This is a genomic window from Pseudomonas moorei (genome assembly GCF_042846945.1).
Lineage (GTDB): Bacteria > Pseudomonadota > Gammaproteobacteria > Pseudomonadales > Pseudomonadaceae > Aquipseudomonas > Aquipseudomonas moorei.
Genome location: NZ_AP035776.1, coordinates 1811051 through 1832851, shown reverse-complemented (window position 1 = coordinate 1832851; position 21801 = coordinate 1811051). Strand labels below are relative to the sequence as shown.

At 60.5% G+C, this 21801-nt stretch carries 20 protein-coding genes; 9 read left to right on the top strand and 11 right to left on the bottom strand.

Annotated features, from left to right (window positions below):
• Positions 1-26 precede the first annotated feature (26 nt).
• Entirely contained in the window at positions 27-1091 is a 1065-nt protein-coding gene (queG, locus tag ACGJAX_RS08580) for a tRNA epoxyqueuosine(34) reductase QueG (RefSeq protein WP_247257210.1), read from the top strand.
• Positions 1092-1196: 105 nt separating this feature from the next.
• Here queG and ACGJAX_RS08575 read toward each other — a convergent pair whose 3' ends face one another.
• The gene (locus ACGJAX_RS08575) at positions 1197-1808 is read right to left on the bottom strand and encodes a trimeric intracellular cation channel family protein (RefSeq protein ID WP_090328500.1); all 612 of its coding nucleotides are present in this window, start codon (positions 1806-1808) and stop codon (positions 1197-1199) included.
• A gap of 148 nt (positions 1809-1956) precedes the next feature.
• Complete coding sequence (gene orn / locus ACGJAX_RS08570) at positions 1957-2499, bottom strand: oligoribonuclease (RefSeq protein ID WP_248915317.1); 543 nt, start codon at positions 2497-2499, stop codon at positions 1957-1959.
• Between the two features lie 107 nt (positions 2500-2606).
• On the opposite strand from orn, the gene rsgA reads away from it, so the two are divergent.
• The 4 genes from rsgA (at position 2607) to ACGJAX_RS08550 (ending at position 5710) form a co-directional block, all read left to right on the top strand.
• Positions 2607-3638 carry a small ribosomal subunit biogenesis GTPase RsgA gene (rsgA, locus tag ACGJAX_RS08565; protein ID WP_090328495.1) on the top strand — a complete coding sequence of 344 codons (1032 nt, stop codon included), beginning with the start codon at positions 2607-2609 and terminating at the stop codon, positions 3636-3638.
• Between the two features lie 211 nt (positions 3639-3849).
• Entirely contained in the window at positions 3850-4257 is a 408-nt protein-coding gene (locus tag ACGJAX_RS08560) for a TIR domain-containing protein (protein WP_047536690.1), read from the top strand.
• 2 nt (positions 4258-4259) lie between these two features.
• Positions 4260-5219 carry a caspase family protein gene (locus ACGJAX_RS08555; RefSeq protein ID WP_390958387.1) on the top strand — a complete coding sequence of 320 codons (960 nt, stop codon included), beginning with the start codon at positions 4260-4262 and terminating at the stop codon, positions 5217-5219.
• A complete protein-coding gene (locus ACGJAX_RS08550; protein WP_090328488.1) occupies positions 5219-5710 on the top strand; it encodes a toll/interleukin-1 receptor domain-containing protein in 492 nt (163 codons plus the stop codon). Before ACGJAX_RS08555 ends, ACGJAX_RS08550 begins: the two co-directional genes overlap by 1 nt.
• A gap of 49 nt (positions 5711-5759) precedes the next feature.
• Here ACGJAX_RS08550 and motB read toward each other — a convergent pair whose 3' ends face one another.
• Complete coding sequence (gene motB / locus ACGJAX_RS08545) at positions 5760-6836, bottom strand: flagellar motor protein MotB (RefSeq protein WP_390958384.1); 1077 nt, start codon at positions 6834-6836, stop codon at positions 5760-5762.
• Between the two features lie 3 nt (positions 6837-6839).
• Positions 6840-7691, bottom strand: a complete 852-nt coding sequence (gene motA / locus ACGJAX_RS08540; RefSeq protein WP_090328484.1) for a flagellar motor stator protein MotA — start codon at positions 7689-7691, stop codon at positions 6840-6842.
• Positions 7692-7857: 166 nt separating this feature from the next.
• On the opposite strand from motA, the gene ACGJAX_RS08535 reads away from it, so the two are divergent.
• The 3 genes from ACGJAX_RS08535 to asd are packed head-to-tail and all read left to right on the top strand — an operon-like array spanning position 7858 to position 11133.
• Positions 7858-9396 (top strand): HDOD domain-containing protein, encoded by a 1539-nt coding sequence (locus ACGJAX_RS08535; protein WP_390958381.1) that lies wholly within the window; start codon positions 7858-7860, stop codon positions 9394-9396.
• A 42-nt stretch (positions 9397-9438) separates the two neighbouring features.
• Positions 9439-10254 carry a rhodanese-like domain-containing protein gene (locus ACGJAX_RS08530; protein ID WP_390958379.1) on the top strand — a complete coding sequence of 272 codons (816 nt, stop codon included), beginning with the start codon at positions 9439-9441 and terminating at the stop codon, positions 10252-10254.
• Positions 10255-10272: 18 nt separating this feature from the next.
• On the top strand, positions 10273-11133 hold the full coding sequence (gene asd, locus ACGJAX_RS08525) for an archaetidylserine decarboxylase (RefSeq protein WP_047536672.1): 861 nt from the start codon (positions 10273-10275) through the stop codon (positions 11131-11133).
• 127 nt (positions 11134-11260) lie between these two features.
• Here asd and serB read toward each other — a convergent pair whose 3' ends face one another.
• Positions 11261-12475 (bottom strand): phosphoserine phosphatase SerB, encoded by a 1215-nt coding sequence (gene serB, locus ACGJAX_RS08520; protein ID WP_034148725.1) that lies wholly within the window; start codon positions 12473-12475, stop codon positions 11261-11263.
• A 135-nt stretch (positions 12476-12610) separates the two neighbouring features.
• On the opposite strand from serB, the gene ACGJAX_RS08515 reads away from it, so the two are divergent.
• Positions 12611-14131, top strand: coding sequence for an AhpA/YtjB family protein (locus tag ACGJAX_RS08515; RefSeq protein ID WP_390958377.1), 1521 nt, complete (start codon positions 12611-12613; stop codon positions 14129-14131).
• A gap of 225 nt (positions 14132-14356) precedes the next feature.
• On the opposite strand, the gene ACGJAX_RS08510 is transcribed toward ACGJAX_RS08515, so the two are convergent.
• The 6 genes from ACGJAX_RS08510 to ACGJAX_RS08485 all read right to left on the bottom strand — a co-directional run bounded on the left by ACGJAX_RS08510 (position 14357) and on the right by ACGJAX_RS08485 (position 21640).
• A complete protein-coding gene (locus ACGJAX_RS08510) occupies positions 14357-15070 on the bottom strand; it encodes a membrane integrity-associated transporter subunit PqiC (RefSeq protein ID WP_090328471.1) in 714 nt (237 codons plus the stop codon).
• 229 nt (positions 15071-15299) lie between these two features.
• Positions 15300-17567 (bottom strand): DNA topoisomerase IV subunit A, encoded by a 2268-nt coding sequence (gene parC, locus ACGJAX_RS08505; RefSeq protein ID WP_090328470.1) that lies wholly within the window; start codon positions 17565-17567, stop codon positions 15300-15302.
• A 10-nt stretch (positions 17568-17577) separates the two neighbouring features.
• Positions 17578-18099, bottom strand: a complete 522-nt coding sequence (locus ACGJAX_RS08500; protein WP_247258072.1) for a TIGR02281 family clan AA aspartic protease — start codon at positions 18097-18099, stop codon at positions 17578-17580.
• Positions 18096-19085: an esterase-like activity of phytase family protein gene (locus ACGJAX_RS08495; protein ID WP_390958374.1), complete on the bottom strand. Its 990-nt coding sequence runs from the start codon at positions 19083-19085 to the stop codon at positions 18096-18098. The genes ACGJAX_RS08500 and ACGJAX_RS08495 overlap by 4 nt, the downstream gene beginning before the upstream one ends.
• The gene (gene parE, locus ACGJAX_RS08490; protein WP_090328462.1) at positions 19085-20989 is read right to left on the bottom strand and encodes a DNA topoisomerase IV subunit B; all 1905 of its coding nucleotides are present in this window, start codon (positions 20987-20989) and stop codon (positions 19085-19087) included. Before parE ends, ACGJAX_RS08495 begins: the two co-directional genes overlap by 1 nt.
• A gap of 42 nt (positions 20990-21031) precedes the next feature.
• Positions 21032-21640 carry a YqiA/YcfP family alpha/beta fold hydrolase gene (locus tag ACGJAX_RS08485; RefSeq protein ID WP_248915311.1) on the bottom strand — a complete coding sequence of 203 codons (609 nt, stop codon included), beginning with the start codon at positions 21638-21640 and terminating at the stop codon, positions 21032-21034.
• Positions 21641-21801: the final 161 nt, after the last annotated feature.

Sequence of the window (21801 nt, the reverse complement as noted above, 5' to 3'; positions counted from 1 at the left end):
ACCTCAGCTCCGGTTTCTCTCGCCTCATGCCCGCTATTACTACAGATCTGCCCGCCCTCGCCCAATCCATCAAGGACTGGGGTCGCGAGCTGGGCTTTCAGCAAGTCGGCATCAGCGGCCTCGACCTGGGCGAGCATGAGCAGCATCTGGAGCGCTGGCTCGAGGCCGGCTACCACGGCGAAATGGACTACATGGGCGCCCACGGCAGCAAACGCTCGCATCCGGAAGAACTGGTGCCGGGCACATTGAGAGTCGTTTCCCTGCGCATGGATTACCTGGCAGGCGACACGCAAATGGCGCAAATGCTCGCCCAACCGGAAAAAGCCTACGTCTCGCGTTATGCCTTGGGCCGCGATTACCACAAATTGATCCGCAAACGCGTGCAACAACTGGCGGAAAGGATTCAAGCCGAAATCGGCCCGTTCGGCTTTCGCGCCTTTGTCGACAGTGCGCCCGTTCTGGAAAAAGCCATCGCTGAACAAGCCGGCCTGGGCTGGATCGGCAAGAACACTCTGGTCTTGAATCGCAAGGCCGGCAGTTATTTCTTCCTCGCAGAGCTGTTCGTCGATTTGCCGCTGCCGGTAGACCCGCCTCACGCCACCGAACATTGCGGGCGTTGCAGCGCCTGTCTCGACATCTGTCCGACCAACGCCTTCGTCGGCCCCTATGTGCTGGACGCCCGACGCTGCATTTCCTACCTGACCATCGAACTCAAAGGCGCGATCCCCGAAGACCTGCGACCGCTGATCGGCAATCGAGTGTTCGGTTGCGATGACTGTCAGATCGTCTGTCCGTGGAACCGCTTCGCCCGGCCGTCCGGCGAAAGCGACTTCAAGCCGCGACACAACCTGGACAACGCTCAATTGGCCGACCTGTTCATGTGGGACGAGGATAAATTCCTGAGCAGCACCGAAGGCTCACCCTTGCGCCGCACCGGTTACGAAAACTGGCTGCGTAACCTGGCGGTGGGCCTGGGCAACGCGCCTTCAACGATTCCGGTGCTGGAGGCGCTGAAAGCACGGCGAGATCACCCGTCTGAATTGGTCCGCGAGCATGTCGAGTGGGCGTTGAAACAACACGGCCTCCCGTAGGACCGAGCCTGCTCGCGAAAAACTTGAGCACGCCATGGGGTGTCGGGTTTATAGCGTTATCGTTAACGACCATCGCGAGCGAGCTCGCCCCTACAGGGGATCGCCTCAGGGCTCGTCGTTGTAGACGAATTTGGGCATTTCCCAGTGAAAACGGATCGCCAACAAGCGCAGCAGGAAACCGCCGAACAGGGTGATCAGAATCGACTGCTCTCCGGGTAAATTCAGATACAGGCAGAGCATGTAGCACCACGCCGCAGCGAACGAGACGCTGGCGTAGAGCTCGCGGCGGAAGATCAGCGGAATATCGTTGCAGAAAATATCCCGCAGGATGCCGCCGAATACCCCGGTGATCACCCCGCTGACCGATGCGACCAGCATGCCGTGGCCCATTTCCAGGGCGGTCATGCAGCCGATCAGGGTGAATGCCACCAGACCGACGGCATCAAGCACCAGAAACAGCGAACGCAAGTGACGCATCCAGCGCGCCGTGAACACCGTGAACATCGCCGCGATGGAGGTCAGCACCAGGTATTCCGGGTGCTTGACCCAAGTCAGCGGGTAATGCCCCAGCAACACATCACGCACCGATCCCCCGCCCAGTGCCGTGACGCACGCGATCAGCACCACGCCAAACCAGTCCATGCCGCGACGCCCCGCGGACAGAGCGCCAGTCATGGCTTCGGCGGTGATGGCAATCAGGTAGAGCATCAACAACATGGTGGCGGTCCTTGCAGAAAGGCGCGCAGTCTACTGACTTCACCCAAGCACCAAAAGAGGGCGCAACTCTCTGGAGCCGGCTTGCCGGCGAAAGCGTCCTCAAGGGCCCCTCACTGGCAAGCCAGCTCCTATAGATCGGGTTTAAGGCTCAGGCCTTGATGAAATGCTTGCGGTAGTGCTGCAACTCGGCAATGGACTCGCGAATATCGTCCAGGGCCAGGTGGGTGCTGCCTTTCTTGAAGCTGTCACGCACGTCCGGCGCCCAGCGCGCGGCCAGCTCTTTGAGTGTGGACACGTCGAGGTTGCGGTAATGGAAATAGCTTTCCAGGGATTTCATGTGGGTATAAAGGAAGCGACGGTCCTGGCAGATGCTGTTGCCACAGATCGGCGACTTGCCTTTCGGCACCCACTTCTCGAGGAAGGCGATGGTTTCGGCTTCGGCTTCGGCCATGCTGATGCGGCTCTCGCGCACGCGCTGGGTCAGCCCGGAACCGCCGTGTTGACGGGTGTTCCACTCGTCCATGCCGGCGAGGACTTCGTCGCTGTGATGGATGGCGATCACCGGACCTTCAGCCAGCGTGTTCAGATCACTGTCGGTGACGATGGTGGCCATTTCGATGATGACGTCGGTATCAGGGTTCAGACCGGTCATTTCCAGGTCGATCCAGATCAGATTCTGCGGGTTTTGCATGTGTCGGCTCCTAGGCAATGCTGCGCAGTTTAGCCTAGGCCGGTGGCCGGGCGTGCTAAACTCGCGGCCGTTTTACCTAATCGCTGCATTATTGATACGGAACACCCATGGCCAAACGCCAACTCAATCGTCGTCAAAACTGGCGCATCGAAAAGATTCAGGGCGAACGCGCTGCCCGCGCCGCCAAACGCGAGTCCTCGGCTGTCGAGGCACTTGAGGGCGGCGATCTGGGCCCGGAACAGCACGGTCTGGTGATCGCGCACTTCGGCGTGCAAGTCGAAGTCGAGGCCGTGGATGGCGAACAGGCCGGTGAGGTTTTCCGTTGCCACCTGCGTGCCAACCTGCCGGCACTGGTGACCGGCGACCGCGTTGTCTGGCGTGCCGGCAATCAGGGCATCGGCGTGATCGTGGCGCAATTGCCACGCAACACCGAACTCTGCCGTCCGGACAGCCGTGGTCAGCTCAAGCCGGTCGCCGCCAACGTCGACATGATCGTGATCGTCTTCGCTCCGCTGCCCGAGCCCCATGCCAATCTGATCGACCGCTATCTGGTCGCGGCCGAGCATGCCGGCATCAAGCCGCTGCTGTTGTTGAACAAATTCGACCTGATCGACGAGCACAACGCCCCGGCGCTGAACGCCTTGCTCGCGGTTTACCGCACGCTGGGTTATCCGGTACTGGAAGTGTCGGCGCACCATGGCAACGGCATGGAGCAACTTCAGCAGCAATTGGACGGTCGCATCAGCGTGTTCGTCGGCCAGTCCGGTGTCGGCAAGTCGTCGCTGGTCAACAGCCTGCTGCCCAACGTCGAAACCCGCGTCGGCCCGCTGTCCGAGCTGTCCGGCCAAGGCACGCACACTACCACTACCGCTCGACTGTTCCACTTCCCCGGTGGCGGTGAGTTGATCGACTCCCCCGGCATCCGTGAATTCGGCCTTGGCCATGTCAGCCGTGCCGATGTCGAAGCCGGTTTCATCGAGTTCAACGACCTGCTCGGCACCTGCCGCTTCCGCGACTGCAAGCACGACCGCGAGCCCGGATGCGCCCTGCTCAAGGCTCTGGAAGATGGCCGCGTTCAGCAACAACGAATGAACAGCTACCGCTCGATCATCGCAAGCCTGCCGGAAAACGGCTACTAAACAGACGTCGACCGCCCTACCCCCACGAGGGGTGGGCGGTAGCTCGTTCCCGCCTACAAATACCCATTCGCCTTACACGTCAGACGCCTCTGTAAGACGCCCATCCAAGCACTTGCAGGACATTTCTGATTCGCCGCGCAAGCCTTGTTAGCGCTCCTCAATTGCATACATTCGAGCCCTCTTCGCATTCAGGCGACACCGAGGGACACCCATGCAAACCTACCACCTGTTCATCAGCCATTCGTGGAACTACTCCGATGCCCACGACAGACTGGTAAAACTGCTCACCGCGCACCCGACCTTCACCTTCAAGAACTTTTCAGTCCCCCCACACAACCCAATCGTTGGCGCACAAACCGACAAGCAACTTGAGCTGGCCATTGAAAACAAAATCCGACCTTGTTCGGCGGTGCTGATCATGGCCGGGATGTATTCGGCCTATAGCAAGTGGATCAACAAGGAGATCGAAATCGCCAAGCGCATGGGCAAGGTGATCATCGCGATCAAACCCTTCGGCGCCGAGCGTATTTCGACGGTGGTACGGGACGCCGCACATGCCGAATGTGCGTGGAACACCAACAGCATCGTCAGTGCCATTCGCCAGCACACGGCGGTGTAACCATGCGCAAGGGACTGTTTATCGGCATTAACAACTACACCCATGTGTCCCAGTTGAGTGGCTGCAACAACGACGCCATGGCCATGGCCTCGGTGTTGAAGACCGACGCCAATGGAGATCCGAACTTCAAGAACATCGTGCTCACTTCCGCCGAAGACTACTTGAGTCGCGAAAAGCTCGAAGACCAGATCCGTGAACTGTTCTCCGGTGACTGCAATGTCGCGCTGCTGTATTTCGCCGGCCACGGCAGTTTCGACCTCGATACCGACGAAGGCATGCTGATCCCTCAGGATTACAAATCCGCGAAGGACGGCATCCGGATCAGCGACATCCTGAACTGGGCGAGCAAAGCCACGAAAATCAAAAACAAGGTGATCATTCTCGACTGCTGCCAGGGTGGGTCGGCCGGCGAAACACGCGTATTGCGCAGCGAAGGCAGCGTGATTGGCGAGGGCATGACCATTCTGACGGCATGCAAAAAAGAACAGCCGGCGATGGAAGGTGCCGGTCACGGAGTCTTCACCGGTTTACTGCTTCAGGCCTTACATGGCGGTGCCGCGAACATCCTCGGCAAAGTAACCCCCGGCAGCCTCTATTCATTCGTCGACAACGCCCTCGACGCCTGGGAGCAGCGGCCTGTGTTCAAGACCAATGTCTCGCAGTTCATTTCATTGCGCGAAGTTTCGCCACTGATCCCCAAGGAAATACTGCGCAAACTGCCCGAGTGGTTCCCCGAGGCGGAGTCGGTCTACCCCCTCGCCCCGAGCTTCGAGCCCACCGAGCCCGAATTCAATCCGGAGCAAGGCGAAGTCTTCGCCCAACTGCAAAAGTGCAACCGTCACAGCCTGATCGAACCGGTGGATGCCGAACACATGTATTACGCCGCCATTCACTCCACCGGCTGTCGCCTCACCGCCCTCGGCGCCTATTACCGTGAACTCGCGATCAAAGGACACTTCTGATGCCTGTGTTTATCAGCTACCGCCATATGGACCGCCCCTATGCGATGAACATCAACAGCCGTCTGATGCAGGCCAATATCAAGACCTACCTCGATGTACTGGACCCAGAATCCCAGACCACCGATGACATTACCGGGGTCATCACCCGCAACATCAGCGAATGCACGCACCTGCTGGCGGTGGTGTCGGAAAAGACGGCGTTGTCATGGTGGGTGCCGTTCGAAATCGGCGAGGCGACTATTACCAACCGGCGTATCTGCTCGTTCAAGACCGGACCGACAGAACTGCCGCTGTACCTCGATAAATGGCCGAAACTGACGCGTGAACAGGACATCGACTTTTTCATTGATGCCTATCGCAATGAAGTGACACTCAAACGCTCGATGGCGCTGGATTCGGTCACCGGCAGCGATTCCATGCGCAATGCCAACAGGGCCAACGCCGACCGATTCCACAGTGACCTCAAATCCAGAATCTCCCGCGGCTTCTGAAATCACGCCCACAAAAAAGGCCGACTGCGATGTCGGCCTTTTTTGTGGGTCACTGCTTCGGCGCGGGGGCCGGTGCAATGGCGGGGGCAGAGGCTGGTGCCGCACTTCCGGGCACCGGTGGTTTCGGCGCCGGATCATCAAACAGATTCAGTCGCTGGCGAAGCTCATGCGCAGGGAGCGGTTCCTTGTCCGCCGGCAACGCATTCGGGTCGGTTGGCGTGGCCGGTGCGGCGTCGGGAGCCGTCGAACCTTGCGGCGCATCAGGTGCAGGCTCCGCCCCTTGCGAGCCTTCGATGGCACGCTGGGCTTTCTTCGTCAGCACGATGATGTCGATACGGCGATTGACCGGGTTGAACGGATGTTCACGATCAAACAGCGCCGATGAGGCATAACCCACGACACGCGCCACTTGCTGATCCGGATAGCTGCCCGCGACCAGCGCACGGCGAGCGGCGTTGGCACGGTTGGCCGAGAGCTCCCAGTTACCGAAATCGCCGGTGCCGGTGTACGGCTTGGCATCGGTGTGGCCGCTGATGCTGATCTTGTTCGGTACCGCTTTGATCGTGTCAGCCATGGCCAGCAGGATATCTTCGAAATATGGCTTCAGACGGGCTGAGCCCGAGTCGAACATCGGCCGGTTTTCGGCGTCCACGATCTGGATGCGCAAACCGTCCGGAGTGATCTCGAACATGATCTGGTCTTTGAATTTCTGTAGCTGCGGATTCTCTTCGACCTTGTTCTGCAGCTCTTGCAGCAACAGTTCGAGACGTTCCTTCTCGACCATCTCGGCCATGCCTTCGACCTGATCGGTATCGACAGTGACCTTGTCCGGCTGCGGCTGGGACTTCACCTCGGGGTTGAGGGTTTTTTCCGGCGCCAGGGTCGGCGTGCCGCCCAGATCGATGATGTATGGCGTGCCGCTTTCGGAGAAGCCGATCGGGTCCTTGAAGTAACCGGCGATGGCGATCTTCTGCTCCGGTGTTGCCGTGGACAACAGCCACAACACCAGGAAGAACGCCATCATCGCCGTGGCGAAGTCGGCGAAGGCGATTTTCCAGGCGCCCCCGTGATGCCCACCGGCGTAGCGCTTGACGCGCTTGATGATTATCGGCTGATTGTTCTCCATGACTTAGCGACCGCGAACCGCTTGTTCCAGCTCGGCGAAGCTAGGACGGTGCGCCGGGTACAGAACCTTGCGTCCGAACTCCACGGCCAGCGATGGCGGCATGCCGGAAGCCGAGGCGACCAGCGAGGCCTTGATGGCTTCGTAGACGTTCAGTTCTTCCTTGGCATCGTGGGCCAGGGAATGGGCCAACGGGCCGAAGAAGCCGTAGGCGGCGAGAATACCGAAGAAAGTACCGACCAGTGCCGCACCCACGTGCAGGCCGATGGACTTCTGGTCACCTTCACCCAGGGACGCCATGGTCACCACGATACCCAGTACCGCCGCGACGATACCGAAACCGGGCATGGCGTCAGCGATGCCGTTCACCGCGTGGGACGGATGCTCCAGGTCTTCCTTGAGGCTGAAGAGCTCCATGTCAAACAGGCCTTCAAGCTCGTGGGGAGCCATGTTGCCGGAAGACATGATGCGCAGGTAATCGCAGATGAACGCGGTCATGCGCTCATCCTTCAGGACCGCCGGGTACTTGGCGAAAATCGGGCTCGCGGCGGCATCTTCGATGTCACCTTCGATCGCCATCATGCCTTCACGGCGGCTCTTGTTGAGAATCTCGTAGATCAGGCCCAGCACTTCAAGGTAGAAGCCATGGTTGAAACGCGAACTGAACATGCTCAGGGACTTCTTGAGCACGTGCATCGTCATGTAGCCAGGGTTGGCCTGCAGGAACGCACCGAGGGCCGCGCCGCCGATGATCATCACCTCGAAAGGCTGGATCAGGGCTGCAATTTTGCCGTGGGAGAGCACGTATCCGCCGAGCACGCTCGCGAATACGACGATGATGCCGATAATTTTAGCCATAGGTAGGAGAGCACTTACTGAGTCGGGTTCAAGGTCATATTCGGAAGTTAAAAAATCTCTTCTTCTACTTATCGGCAAAACTGCGCCAGACTATAGCCAGTTCAGGCGAAAAGCCAATTTGACCCGCTCCGGGCACAGTTAACGCTGACGATGATCGCCTCCCGACATGCCTAACGAAACGAACGTTCCAACTCCAAAACCGACCACTCTCGAAGGCTGGGTCAAGCTTCTCGATGGCGTGCGCCTGCCGGTTCCGCAAGCCAGTCACGACCGTGTCTGGCGGGCCATTCGCGACCAACGCAGCTCGTTGCGCGACATCGCCGAATTGATGCAGGAAAGCCCGGCCCTGGCCTTGAGCGTGATTCGCGAAGCCAACCGACACACCCATGGCAGCATGACCGAGCCGGCGGAAAACCTTGAGGTCGCGATCAATCGCCTCGGCCTCAAACGCACCGAAGAACTGCTCGACCGGTTGCCTGTACTGCCTCAGGCCGATATTCCGAAAGCACTGCGTCAGTTGCAGATGATCAGCCAGCACGCCACGCAACAGGCCAACGGTTTTTTTGCCGGTCGCCTGGCGCGCCTGTGGCAGGACATCCATTGGGGCAGCCTGCTGTTTCTGTCGCCGCTATGGCCATTGGCGCTCACGCATCCGCAATTGCTTGAAGACTGGGAACTGCGGGTCATCCATAAAGGCGAGTCGGCGCGCAAAGTCGAAAAGCAATTGTTTGGCGTACGCCTGCTGGAAATCGGTCAGGCCCTGGCGGATATCTGGCGCCTGCCGATCTGGGTGCAACAGGGCTACCGTCTGCTGCTCACCGAGCAACGGGAACTGGTGAAGGTTCTGCGCATTGCCCGCGACAGCGAGCATCCATTGCGGCAACAGAACCGCCTCGATGACGATCCGACCCTGCGCCGCTGGCTCAATCAACCGGCCAACACCGTATTGCTGGCCAACGGCCTGGCACTGTCGGCGCAACAGGCCTGGGACAGTCCGCACAGTGAGCGGTGGCAGTATCTGACCAGCCTTTACCTGCAGATACCGATGGACCAAGTGCAACAGCAACTGCACCAACAGGCAGCCAACAGCGCGCGCCATCACGCCATGCCGGACCTTTGGCACCCTGCCGAAGCCCTGATCTGGCCGTGGGGCATGAATCGCATCCACGCCAGCTTGTTGCCTGCGGCGGCGCCCACTGCCGAGGACCTGGCAAACTGGCGTAAACAATGTGCCGAGCTGCTGCTCGAGCCCAGTCGTTTCACCAATGCCATGCACTTGACCATCGCCGCCCGGGACGCCTTGGTCGCGTGCGGCATGCGTCGCGTCATGATCCTGATGGCCGATCGCACCCACGCCAACCTGCGAGTGCACCAAACGGCGGGGTTGCCCAAGGAAGTGGCGGCGATGAATTTCGCAGTCAGCCAGAGTACCGTGCTGCAACGCCTGCTTTCACAACAGGCCCAGGTACGAATCAACCCGACCAACAACGCGCAATTTTCAGCCCGGCTGCCCAATGGCCTGCGTGCGCAGTTCAGCGGCGAACACCTGCTGCTGCGCTCGCTGGTCAACAATGGTCGGGTGATCATGATTGTCGTGGCCGATCAGGGCGGCGGGCCGTTCTCGGAAATCACCGTGCAAGCCTTCGGCAAAACGGCGCAGTGCATCGAGAAAGCGCTGCACAACTTTAGCCGCCGCGGCCAATAGCGCTGCGCTACAATCCTCCCTTTTGTGCCCTGGAGACCTCACATGCCTGACTTCTCTGGCTTGCCGCTGGTGATCGAACCGAGCGACTTGCTCCCTCGCCTCGACGCCCGTGATCTGATCCTGGTGGACCTGACCAGCAGCGCCCGCTACACCGAAGGGCATATTCCCGGTGCACGGTTTGTCGATCCCAAACGCACACAGCTCGGGCAGCCGCCGGCGCCCGGGCTGATGCCGCCGCAAGCGGCACTCGAAGCGTTGTTCGGTGAACTGGGGCACAATCCCGACGCGGTCTACGTGGCTTATGACGACGAAGGCGGCGGTTGGGCCGGGCGTTTTATCTGGCTTCTGGATGTCATCGGCCACAGCAAATACCACTATGTCGACGGCGGCCTGACGGCCTGGCTGGCAGAAGGCTTGCCCATGTCGATCCAGGTTCCCGCTCCTGCGGGCGGCCCGGTTGCATTGACCCTGCATGATGAGCCCACCGCGACCCGCGAATACCTGCAATGCCGCCTCGGCGCTGCCGATCTGGCGATCTGGGACGCGCGCGGGCCGCTGGAGTACTCAGGCGAGAAAGTCCTGGCGGCCAAGGGCGGACACATTCCTGGCGCGGTCAATTTCGAATGGACCGCCGGCATGGACAAGGCCCGCAACCTGCGTATCCGCACCGACATGACGCAGATCCTCGAACAACTCGGGATCAGCAAAGACAAAGAAGTGATTACCCACTGCCAGACTCACCACCGTTCTGGCTTCACCTATCTGGTGGCCAAGTCCCTCGGTTATCCGCGGGTCAAAGGCTACGCCGGCTCCTGGGGCGAATGGGGCAACCATCCCGACACCCCTGTAGAGATTTAAGGTTTTTAAGGACAGTTAATGAACAAGCGTCTGTTTATCCTCAGCCAGTACCTGCTGCCCCACCACTTGCTCTCGCGACTGGCCGGCTGCATCGCCGAATGCCGCGTGCGCTGGTTCAAGAATGCGTTCACCGCATGGTTCGCCAAGCGTTATCAGGTGGACATGTCCCAGGCGCTGGTCGAAGACCTGACGGCCTATGAGCACTTCAACGCCTTCTTCACCCGCGCCCTGAAAGACGGTGCACGCCCCCTGGACCAGACTCCGGGCGCGATCCTCAGCCCGGCCGACGGCGCGGTCAGCCAACTGGGTCCGATCGAGCACGGTCGCGTGTTCCAGGCCAAGGGCCACAGCTTCAGCGTGCTGGAATTGCTGGGGGGCGATGCGGCCAACGCCGCGCCGTTCATGGGCGGTGATTTCGCAACCATCTACCTGTCGCCGAAGGATTACCACCGTGTGCACATGCCGCTGGCCGGCACTCTGCGCGAAATGGTCTACATCCCGGGCCGAATATTCTCGGTCAACCAGACCACCGCCGAAAACGTCCCGGAACTGTTCGCCCGCAACGAGCGTGTGGCGTGCATCTTCGACACCGAGCGCGGGCCAATGGCCGTCGTGCTGGTCGGCGCGATGATCGTTGCATCCATCGAAACCGTATGGGCCGGCCTGGTGACGCCGCCGAAGCGCGAGCTGAAAACTTTCCGTTACGACGAAGCCGCTCGTGCGCCGATCCATCTGGAAAAGGGTGCGGAACTGGGCCGCTTCAAGCTGGGTTCGACCGCTATCGTGCTGTTCGGGCCGGATCAAGTGAAGTGGGCTGAAGAACTGGCGGCCGGTTCGCCGGTGCAGATGGGCCAGGGGATGGGCTCACCGAAAGCCTGATAGACACCACCCGTGCAGGAGCAAGCCTGCTCGCGAAGAACTTGAGGGCGCCGCGGACATTCAGAATGCCCGCGTCATCGTTAACGTCCGTCGCGAGCAAGCTCGCTCCTACAAGTGTTTTGCAGTGTTACAGCTGGCCGTCGCGATCGCGAAAGCCCAGCAGATACAGCACACCATCGAGTCCCAGGGTGGAAATCGCCTGCTTCGCCGACTGTTTGACCAGCGGCTTGGCGCGGAATGCCACGCCCAACCCGGCAATCGCCAGCATCGGCAAGTCGTTGGCGCCGTCGCCGACCGCAATGGTCTGCTCCAGACGCAAACCTTCCTTGTGCGCCAGTTCCTTCAGCAGATCAGCCTTGCGCTGCGCATCGACAATCGGCTCGATCGCCACGCCGGTCACCTTGCCATCCACCACTTCCAGCTCATTGGCAAACACGTAGTCAATGCCCAGCTTGGCCTGCAATTGCTTGGCAAAGTAGGTGAAACCGCCCGACAGGATGGCGGTTTTGTAACCCAGGCGCTTGAGTTCGGCGAACAGGGTTTCAGCGCCTTCGGTCAGGCGCAGGGACGCACCGATGGAATCGAGTACGCCAACATCCAGACCTTTGAGCAACGCCAGACGCTCTTTGAAACTGGCGCGGAAGTCCAGTTCGCCGGCCATCGCCCGTTCGGTAATTTCCGAGACCTTGTCGCCCACACCGGCAGCCTTGGCCAGTTCGTCGATCACTTCGGCTTCGATCAGGGTCGAGTCCATGTCGAACACCGCCAGGCGACGGTTACGACGGAACAGCGAATCCTCCTGGAACGCGATGTCGACGTTCAGCTCCTGGGCGACGCTGAGGAATTCGGCACGCAGCGCCTGTGGATCGGCCGCCTCGCCACGTACGGAAAACTCGATGCAGCCCTTGCCTTTATCCGCTGGTGTATCCAAAGGCATGCGCCCCGACAACCGATCGATGTGGTCGATGTTCAGGCCATATTTGGCGGTGATCGAACTCACGGCCTGCAGTTGCCCTGCTGTCACTTTGCGGGTCAGCAGCGTCACGATGTGGCGCTTTTTGCCCTGGTTACCGACCCACTGCTGGTAATCCTCTTCGGACACCGGTGTGAAACGTACTTGTTGATCGAGCTCGTAGCCCTTGAACAGGATGTCCTTGAGCACCGACTTGCCTTGCTCAGTGTCAGGAATTTCAACCAGGATGCCGAACGACAGGGTGTCGTGGATCACCGCCTGACCGATGTCGAGAATGTTCACACCACCCTGGGCCAGAACGCCGGTAATGGCCGCAGTCAGACCGGGACGGTCGACTCCCGTGATGTTTATCAGGACGATTTCGCGCAAGGCGCACCCCCGCAAGTGGAAAAAAACCGCATTCTACCCACTTTCAGTGACCATCGGGCACCGTGAGCGCTTTGCCGGTCTAGACCCTGTCGCTATACTGCGCGTCAACTTCACGGATAAAAGAGCCGAGCTCAAGTGAACCGGCCCACGCCAGTAAAAACCGACAACTTCTTCCTGCTGATCTTCCGTGCACTGCGCCACCGCCGTGTACCGATTGCATTGCGCATCGCCAGCCATAACGTGATCCTGGTCGCTCTGGCTCTGGTGATCTATGCCTGCGTGATGGGTTTGCAGTTCAAGCAGGCCATGCACGAGCAGGCAGACGCGCTGGGCGAAAGCCTGACCACGCAGACGGCCACCTCGGCCACCGAGCTATTGGTGTCCAACGACATCCTCAGCCTCAACGTGCTGCTCAACAACCTGACCAAGAACAAGCTGGTGGCCCACGCCGCTATCTATAGCGTGGATAACCGCATCCTCGCCGAAGCCGGTCAGCGCCCCAAGCACGGCCTGCTGGGCGAAGCCGAAGGCATGTACCAGAGCAAGATCACTTTCCAGGACGTGACCGCCGGTCAGCTGCGCATCAGCCTGGACATGGATCAGTTCCAGCAACCGATGACCATCAGCCTGCAAAGCATGGGCATCCTGAGCGCGATTCTGCTGGCCCTGTCCCTGGCCTTGAGCCTGCGCCTGGGTCGGCATATCTCCACGCCGCTCCTGCAATTGCGGGTGTGGTTGCGCAATATCGATGAATACACACCGGCCACCGAACGTCAGGACGAGATCGGCGATCTGGCTCGCCAGCTGCATGCCAACTTCGCACCGGAACCTGCCGAGCCAGAGCCTGTGCCGGAACCCGAGCCGGAAATGGATGACATCGACGACGTCGAGCCGGGTTTCGAAGTACGCAACCTGCGAGACCCAAGCTTTGACGAAAGCCGCCCGATGGCTGCGATGAAAGCGGCGCCACGACGCACCATCAGCACCGTCGAAGACGATGACGAAGATGCCTTCGCCGATTTGCTCGATGACTCGACAGACAGTGCACCGATTCCGGCCGCCCGACCTGTCGTTTCGAACGTGCCGCAGCACAGCGCCGTACTGGCGGTGCAACTGGGCTCCCAGGAGCAATTGCGGCGCCTGCCTCGTACCCGCCTGGAAGAACTGCTCAAGCGTTACCGTGACTGTCTCGACCAGGCTGCCTCGCTCTACGAGAGCGAACTGCACACCCTGAACGACGGCAGCACGCTGATGCTGTTCCATAGTGAAGACAGCGGCGACGATTACCTGACCAATGCCATTTGCTGTGGAGAGTTGCTGCGGGCGCTGGGCCATCAGTTGCAGATCGAAGTCGCCGACAGCGGCATCACCCTGCAATTGCAATTGGGCCTGACCCTGGGTGACGACCTGTTCGGCCTGAGCCAGATCGACCTGCTGCTGACGGACACCGCCCAGGACGCCCTGGCCTTGTCGCAACACAGCCGCAACCTGCTGCTGGTCGAGCGCAAGATCGGCGACGACGCACTGATCCGCCAGCGCGCGCGGATCCGCCCGATTGCCAGCCCTGAAGGGGCTTGCTGCGTGGAGCGTTTGATGGAGCCTTATCCGTCGATGCTTGAGCGGCAGCTGGCGCGGATGTATGAACGCCGCGCATAACCCTTAAGCCCGCTGTGAAAAAGCCCGCAGATGATCACTCGTCTGCGGGCTTTTTTGTTGTCTGTAGCGGCCTCATCGCGAGCAGGCTCGCTCCCACTGGGGACTTCGATCCAATGCAGGAGCGAGCTTGCTCGCGATGAGGTCAGCACTGAGTGCGAAGGTCTCCAACCAGCAGAAACAACAAGGCCCGCATTAACGCGGGCCTTGTTCAGATTCCATCCGGGCTTAGAAGCGGAACACTTCCATATCTGTCCGGATCGGCGCAGCCATCGGAATCTTCGGCTGTTTATCCTGTTCTGCCGCTGGCGCCGCAGGCTTGGCCGCCGGTTTTTTTGGCGCTTCGGCAATCGGCGGCTGGTTGGCCAACGGCTTGAGCGCGACAGACAGCTGTTCTGCCAGTCGCTGCAGCAAAACACCCTGAGCCTGGACTTGTGCCGCCGTGGTACCGGCATGCTGCTCCTGCAGGTGAATGATGCGGTTATCGCGCACCTGACCACGGCGATCGATCAGACGCCATTGCGCATCGAGGATCGCCGGTTGCTTTTCACCCGAGTCCAGGCGCGTGATGGTCAGCAACACCTGAACATCCGGCGTGAAACCCGCGTTGGCGGGCGCCAGCACGACACGCTGGCTGTCCAGGCGCCCAGAGACCTGACGCAGCAATAGCTGGTCAATATCGGAAGACAGGCTACCGGCCCAGCGACCATCGAGCGAGGCTTGCAAGCTGCCGTCGGGCTGACGCTGCAACAGGGTTTCGCGTTGCAGGTAGTCAGCAACGGTTACCGGACCCAGCAAAACCGCCATGCCCGCGCTTTGCGCAGGCTGAACCGGACTTCCGCTGTCCAGTTGATACAACGACACCGGCTGGTGAACGCTGCAACCCGCCAGGCCAAGAACGCCAGCGAGCATCAAAATAAAAGGAAGGCGCAGAGCAGTCATCGTCCCATCCAGGTGATCGCCACAAGGCTGACCACAGTGAAAATACTCAATAAATATGAAGAACGCTCGGCCACGCCGGCGCTTGAAAGGCCATATCATCCGTGAATATGCGTTCCGACTCCAGCGCGAAAGCGCCGATCTACGGGTTAAATCGTAGGTCGAGCGCTCTAGGGGGCGTTCTTGGCTACTTTCGCCTCCGCGAAAGTAGCCAAGAACACCCCCTAGACGCTTAATTGAGGTTTTCGACGAGCAGCGCATCTACCCGCTGGAAGCCACGTGGCAATTTGTTACCACGACGCCCACGCTCACCTTTGTAGTGTTCGAGGTCGTCCGCTTTCAGTGACAAGGTACGTTTTCCGGCCTGCAGCACCAGGGTGGCGCCCTCCGGCAGAACGGCGATGTCCGTCACATACTCTTCGCGACTGGCCACTCGCTCACCGGAAATCCCGATGATCTTGTTGCCTTTGCCCTTACCTAATTGTGGCAGATCGCTGATTTTGAAGATCAGCAGGCGACCTTCGGTGGTCACCGAAGCCAGCCAGTTCTGCTCACGATCAGCCACCGGACGCGGCAGGATCACCTTGGCGTTGTTCGGCAGGCTCAACAGGGCCTTGCCGGCCTTGTTCTTGGCCTGCAGGTCTTCACCCTTGACCACGAAGCCGTAGCCGGCGTCCGAGGCAATGACATACAGCGCATCATCCTCGGGCATCAGCACGCATTCAAAACTGGCCCCCGGCGGCGGTGTCAGACGGCCGGTCAGCGGCTCGCCCTGGCCACGGGCCGATGGCAACGTGTGCGCCGCCACCGAATAACTGCGACCGGTGGAGTCGATAAACACCGCAAACTGGTTGGAGCGCCCCGCCGCCAGGGCCTTGAAGCCATCCCCGGCCTTGTAGGAAAGCCCGGTGGCGTCGATTTCGTGCCCCTTGGCGGAACGAACCCAGCCTTTTTCCGACAGCACGACGGTCACTTTCTCGTTCGGCAGCAGATCGTGTTCGGTCAGGGCCTTGGCTTCGGCGCGCTCGACGATCGGCGAGCGACGGTCGTCGCCGTAGGTTTCGGCGTCCTTGATCAACTCGGTGCGCACCAGCTTTTTCAGCTTGGCTTCACTGCTCAGCAAGGCTTGCAGCTTGGCTTGTTCCTTGAGCAGCTCATCTTGTTCGGCACGCAACTTCATTTCTTCCAGTCGCGCCAACTGACGCAAACGAGTATCGAGAATGTAGTCGGCCTGGATTTCGCTCAGGGCGAATCGCTCGATCAGTGCGGCTTTCGGATGTTCCTCGGTGCGGATGATGTGAATCACTTCATCCAGATTGAGGTAGGCAATCAGCAAACCGTCCAACAGGTGCAGGCGACGCTCGACCTTGTCGAGGCGGAATTGCAGGCGACGACGCACGGTCTGAACGCGGAATTCCAGCCATTCAACCAGCAAGGCCCGCAGGTTTTTCAGCTGCGGCTTGCCGTCCAGCCCGATGATGTTGATGTTGACCCGGTAGCTCGACTCCAGCTCGGTGCTGGCGAACAGGTGCTGCATCAATGCATCGTGATCAAAGTTTTTGCGGGTGCCCGGAATGATCACGATCCGGCATGGGTTCTCGTGGTCTGATTCATCGCGCAGATCGGCGATCTGCGGAGCCTTGGACGGCTTGGCCTGCATCATCGCGGCGATCTGCTCCAGCACCTTGGCGCCGGAAACCTGATGCGGCAGCGCGGTGACGATGATGTCGCCGTCTTCGATGTGGTACACGGCGCGCATGCGCACGGAACCGCGACCGGTTTCGTAGATTTTCAGCAGGTCGGCACGCGGCGTGATGATTTCCGCTTCGGTCGGATAGTCCGGGCCCTGGATGTGCTCGCAGAGCTGTTCGACCGTGGCCTTGGGCTCATCGAGCAAACGTACGCAGGCACTGGCGACTTCGCGCAGGTTGTGTGGCGGAACGTCAGTGGCCATGCCCACGGCAATACCGGTGGTGCCGTTGAGCAGGATATTCGGCAAACGTGCCGGCAACACCAGCGGCTCGTCGAGAGTACCGTCGAAGTTCGGCCCCCAGTCCGCAGTGCCCTGGCCCAGTTCGCTGAGCAGCACTTCGGAGTAACGCGACAACCGGGCCTCGGTGTAACGCATGGCGGCGAAGGACTTGGGATCGTCCGGCGCACCCCAGTTACCCTGACCGTCCACCAGCGTGTAGCGGTAGCTGAACGGCTGGGCCATCAGGACCATGGCTTCGTAGCAGGCCGAGTCGCCGTGGGGATGGAATTTACCGAGCACGTCACCGACGGTACGCGCCGATTTCTTGTGCTTGGCGTCGGCGTCCAGTCCCAACTCGCTCATGGCGTAGATGATGCGCCGCTGAACCGGCTTCAGGCCGTCGCCGATATGCGGCAAGGCACGGTCCATGATCACGTACATGGAGTAGTTGAGGTAGGCATTTTCAGTGAAGTCAGCCAGCGAACGGCGTTCTACGCCGTCCAAGCTGTCTGCAAGGATATCGCTCATGCGGGCCTCATCAATTCGTTGTCTGGCGCAGCAGCATGGTGCCACCGCGCTGGGTAAATTCAAGTTTGTTCAATGCGCTCATGCCGAGCAGCACTTGATCGCCATGCAGGCCTGGCGCGACCAGTGCGCGCACATCACGCAACACGATGTCGCCCAGTTGCAGCCGGTCGATGCGGGTTCGATAACCCTCGCTCAGACCGTTGGCCGTGCTCAGGGTCACCCCGAAGCCTTTCTCCAGCTTCAGCCGCTCGGCCAGGCTGGCCGGGATCGACACGTCGGTCGCCCCGGTGTCGAGCATGAAATCCACCGGCTGACCATTGATATGGCCGCTGGCAACGAAATGCCCCTGGCCATTGCTGACCAGTTTCACTTCGATAAAACCTTCGCCCTGCTCCGAGCTCACCGCCACATTCGGGTTTTGCTGGCGCGCTTCCCACTGGCCAAAAAACCGCGTCGCCAGAAACAGTGCGGCGCACCAGGCCAGGACCATCAACACCCGACCGGCGCGCTTGCCCGGTGGCTGCCGGCTCATGGCTGGGCACTCCAGCTACCTTCAGGCGCAGCAAAGCGCCAGACGATCGGCCGTAACTCGCCATCGGCGCGGGCACCGAAGTTGTTGTCGACACCGATCCAGGCACCGTCCGCGTCCACGATCAATGCCTCTTCCAGCCCGTAGTCCTGTGGATAACGACGATTTTCCTGCAACAGCTCGTCAGCATACGACCAGCAGCGTTCGACCCTGGCCGTCTGCGGGTCGCGGCGGCAGATCTGATAGGCATTGCGTTCCAGGGTAAACAGCTTGCCGTTGAACAACGACAGGTCGGAAAAGTCCCGGGGAACCGCTTTGGCCTTTGGAAACTGCGGCGGCTGCATCTCCTTGCCCCCTTCGCTCAGCAACACACAACCTCCGTCGCAGTCCCATACCGTCTGTTTGCGCTTGATCAGCAGCAATCCGCGGCTTTGGCGCTCGGCAGCGAGCCACATCTGATCACCTGCCGGATTGATCGCCAAGCCTTCGAACAACGCATTGAACTGCAACAGCATGCCACTGGCCCGCGCTTCGCGAATCAGCATTGGCGAGATTTTCAGCCAGGTAGCAGGCCCCGTTGGCGGTACCTGCAACACGGCCGCATGGCCTTCGCTGACAATGTAACGATTGCCGGCGCTGTCGCAGGTGATGCCTTCGAAATCCAGGTCCCCGCCTCGCACGAACGACGCCGCCCAGGTCCGTGAACGCAACCCCCACGGCAAGCCGTTATCCGGCACCACGGGCACATCGATACGCACGGCTTCGGCGTGCCAGACACTGCCTTGGGTATTGAGCCGGTAAATCTGATCATCATCGCGATCGGAGACTGCCCACAGCTCCTTGCCGCACTGGGCCAGCCCGGACAGGTTGCCACCGCGCATGCCTTCGACGGCATGCTCGGACAGCAGACGCAACTGAGGTGCCGGCTCGGCAGACACCGTGATCGAGGTCAGCAGCAACGCACACGCCAGGGCAAAGCCCAGACGCATCAGCCCAGCACCTCGGCCAGGTTGCCTTTGGATTCCAGCCAGGTCTTGCGATCGCCGGCGCGTTTCTTCGCCAGCAGCATGTCCATGATTTCCGATGTCGCTTCGAAATCATCCAGCGTCAGTTGCACCAGGCGCCGGGTGTTCGGGTCCATGGTGGTTTCGCGCAACTGCGGCGGGTTCATTTCACCTAGGCCTTTGAATCGGGTGACCTGCGGCTTGCCACGCTTCTTCTCCGCCACCAGGCGATCGAGAATGCCATCGCGCTCGGCTTCGTCCAGGGCGTAGTAAATTTCTTTGCCCAGGTCGATACGGTACAGCGGCGGCATGGCGACGTAGACGTGGCCAGCATCGACCAGCGCCCGGAAGTGCTGGACGAACAACGCACACAGCAGGGTCGCGATGTGCAGACCGTCGGAGTCGGCGTCGGCGAGGATGCAGATCTTGCCGTAGCGCAACTGGCTCATGTCCGCCGCGCCTGGATCGACGCCGATGGCCACGGCAATGTTGTGCACTTCCTGGCTGGCCAGCACTTCGCTGCCGTCCACTTCCCAGGTGTTGAGGATTTTGCCGCGCAACGGCAGGATCGCCTGGAACTCTTTGTCCCGCGCCTGCTTGGCCGAGCCACCGGCGGAATCACCTTCCACGAGGAATAGCTCGGAACGCATCGGGTCCTGCCCGGCGCAGTCGGCGAGCTTGCCCGGCAGGGCCGGCCCCTGGGTGATGCGCTTGCGCTCGACTTTCTTGCTGGCCTTCAGGCGACGACCGGCGTTGTTGATCGCCAGTTCCGCCAGGAGCATCCCGGTTTCCGGGTTGGCATTGAGCCACAGGCTGAACGCATCCTTGACCACACCGGAAACGAACGCCGCCGCTTCACGGGACGACAGACGCTCCTTGGTCTGGCCGGAGAATTGCGGCTCCTGCATTTTCATCGACAGTACGAAAGCGATGCGTTCCCAGACGTCTTCCGGCGCCAGCTTCACCCCGCGCGGCAACAGGCTGCGGAATTCGCAGAACTCGCGCATGGCGTCGAGCAAGCCCTGGCGCAGGCCGTTGACGTGGGTGCCGCCCTGGGCGGTCGGGATCAGGTTGACGTAGCTTTCCTGTACCGCGTCGCCACCCTCGGGCAACCACAGCAGCGCCCAGTCCACCGCTTCCTTGTTACCGGCCAGGCTGCCGCAGAAGGGTTCGTCCGGCAGGCGTTCGAATTCGCTGACCGCATCGACCAGGTAGGAGCGCAGGCCATCTTCGTAATGCCATTCGACTTTTTCGCCGGTGGCCTTGTCTTCAAAACTGACCAGCAGCCCCGGGCACAGAACGGCCTTGGCCTTGAGCACATGCTTGAGGCGACTGATGGAGAATTTCGGTGAATCGAAGTATTTCGGGTCGGGGGCGAAGAACACGCTGGTGCCGGTGTTGCGCTTGCCCACCGTCCCGATGATTTCCAGCTCGGTTTTCTTGTAACCGTCGGCGAAGGTCATCTGGTATTCGTTGCCGTCACGCTTTACACGTACCCGGACTTCGGTCGACAAGGCGTTGACCACCGAAATACCCACCCCGTGCAGACCGCCGGAGAACTGATAGTTCTTATTGGAAAACTTGCCGCCCGCGTGGAGTTTGGTGAGGATCAGTTCGACGCCGGAAACGCCTTCTTCCGGGTGGATGTCCACCGGCATGCCGCGGCCGTCATCGCTGACTTCCAGCGAGTGATCGGCGTGCAGGATGACCTGCACCGATTTGGCATGCCCGGCCAAGGCTTCGTCGACGCTGTTGTCGATGACTTCCTGGGCGAGGTGGTTTGGCCGAGTGGTGTCGGTGTACATGCCGGGGCGCTTGCGCACCGGGTCGAGGCCCGAGAGGACTTCGATGGCGTCTGCGTTATAAGAGCTAGCGCTGGGAGTGGCCATAGGGTCTCGTCGTCAGTGATTCAATGAAAAAGGGGCAACGGTTCACAGTGCGCTGAAATCAATCGCCTGGTACAAATCTGCGCCTATGCCGGCAAAGCTCAGCATGGCCGGAAGTTGCTCGGCAAAACCCTGGAAACCATGGTCGCCGCCCGCCTGGATACGCAAGGCACAGGCTCGGTAATACTGCTGGGCGAGGCGATAGTCCAGCGTTTCGTCACCGGTCTGCAACCACACCTGATAGCGCTGTGGATCCTGTGGGGCGGGCACTTCCAGCTCGGCCAGGGCCGTCACATGGTCGTGGGTCAGTTCCCAGGTCTCATCGGTATACAGGTTTTTCTGCGGCCCCAGAAACCCGTCGAACATCCGGTGCGGACTGACGGCAGGGTTGATCAACAGGGCTTTGAGGCCATGGCGTTCGGCCAAGTGAGTCGCATAGTAGCCGCCGAGTGAGCTGCCGACCAGCAGTGGCCGTCCCAGCGACTCAATCGCTTGTTCCAGCTGACCGATGGCTTCACGGGGATGGTGATGCAAGGCCGGCACGCGCAGTTGGTCACTCAAGCCCAGACGCTCCATCACTTCGCTCAACTGAGTGGCCTTTTTCGACGCAGGCGCGCTGTTGAAACCGTGGATATAAAGGATCGAGCCGGACATTTGAACTCCCTGTGCGTCGGGTAAAGAGGCGCAGTTTACAGGGACTTGGGCACGTTGGGTGCCGATGAATGCGTTCCTTGTGGGAGCTGGCTTGCCAGCGAAGAGGCCGTCACCTTCAACATCCATGTCGTTTGACAGTGCGCTTTCGCCAGCAGCTCCTG

Bases quoted from the DNA above. Each gene is read 5' to 3' on its own strand.
- orn (WP_248915317.1), bottom strand. From the start codon at position 2,499: ATGCAAAACCCGCAGAATCTGATCTGGATCGACCTGGAAATGACCGGT.
- ACGJAX_RS08495 (WP_390958374.1), bottom strand. From the start codon at position 19,085: ATGCGTCTGGGCTTTGCCCTGGCGTGTGCGTTGCTGCTGACCTCGATC.
- ACGJAX_RS08500 (WP_247258072.1), bottom strand. From the start codon at position 18,099: ATGAGCCGGCAGCCACCGGGCAAGCGCGCCGGTCGGGTGTTGATGGTC.
- motA (WP_090328484.1), bottom strand. From the start codon at position 7,691: ATGGCTAAAATTATCGGCATCATCGTCGTATTCGCGAGCGTGCTCGGC.
- ACGJAX_RS08485 (WP_248915311.1), bottom strand. From the start codon at position 21,640: ATGTCCGGCTCGATCCTTTATATCCACGGTTTCAACAGCGCGCCTGCG.
- ACGJAX_RS08560 (WP_047536690.1), top strand. From the start codon at position 3,850: ATGCAAACCTACCACCTGTTCATCAGCCATTCGTGGAACTACTCCGAT.
- ACGJAX_RS08535 (WP_390958381.1), top strand. From the start codon at position 7,858: ATGCCTAACGAAACGAACGTTCCAACTCCAAAACCGACCACTCTCGAA.
- motB (WP_390958384.1), bottom strand. From the start codon at position 6,836: ATGGAGAACAATCAGCCGATAATCATCAAGCGCGTCAAGCGCTACGCC.
- queG (WP_247257210.1), top strand. From the start codon at position 27: ATGCCCGCTATTACTACAGATCTGCCCGCCCTCGCCCAATCCATCAAG.
- asd (WP_047536672.1), top strand. From the start codon at position 10,273: ATGAACAAGCGTCTGTTTATCCTCAGCCAGTACCTGCTGCCCCACCAC.
- rsgA (WP_090328495.1), top strand. From the start codon at position 2,607: ATGGCCAAACGCCAACTCAATCGTCGTCAAAACTGGCGCATCGAAAAG.
- ACGJAX_RS08575 (WP_090328500.1), bottom strand. From the start codon at position 1,808: ATGTTGTTGATGCTCTACCTGATTGCCATCACCGCCGAAGCCATGACT.
- ACGJAX_RS08555 (WP_390958387.1), top strand. From the start codon at position 4,260: ATGCGCAAGGGACTGTTTATCGGCATTAACAACTACACCCATGTGTCC.
- parC (WP_090328470.1), bottom strand. From the start codon at position 17,567: ATGAGCGATATCCTTGCAGACAGCTTGGACGGCGTAGAACGCCGTTCG.
- ACGJAX_RS08550 (WP_090328488.1), top strand. From the start codon at position 5,219: ATGCCTGTGTTTATCAGCTACCGCCATATGGACCGCCCCTATGCGATG.
- ACGJAX_RS08530 (WP_390958379.1), top strand. From the start codon at position 9,439: ATGCCTGACTTCTCTGGCTTGCCGCTGGTGATCGAACCGAGCGACTTG.
- ACGJAX_RS08510 (WP_090328471.1), bottom strand. From the start codon at position 15,070: ATGACTGCTCTGCGCCTTCCTTTTATTTTGATGCTCGCTGGCGTTCTT.
- parE (WP_090328462.1), bottom strand. From the start codon at position 20,989: ATGGCCACTCCCAGCGCTAGCTCTTATAACGCAGACGCCATCGAAGTC.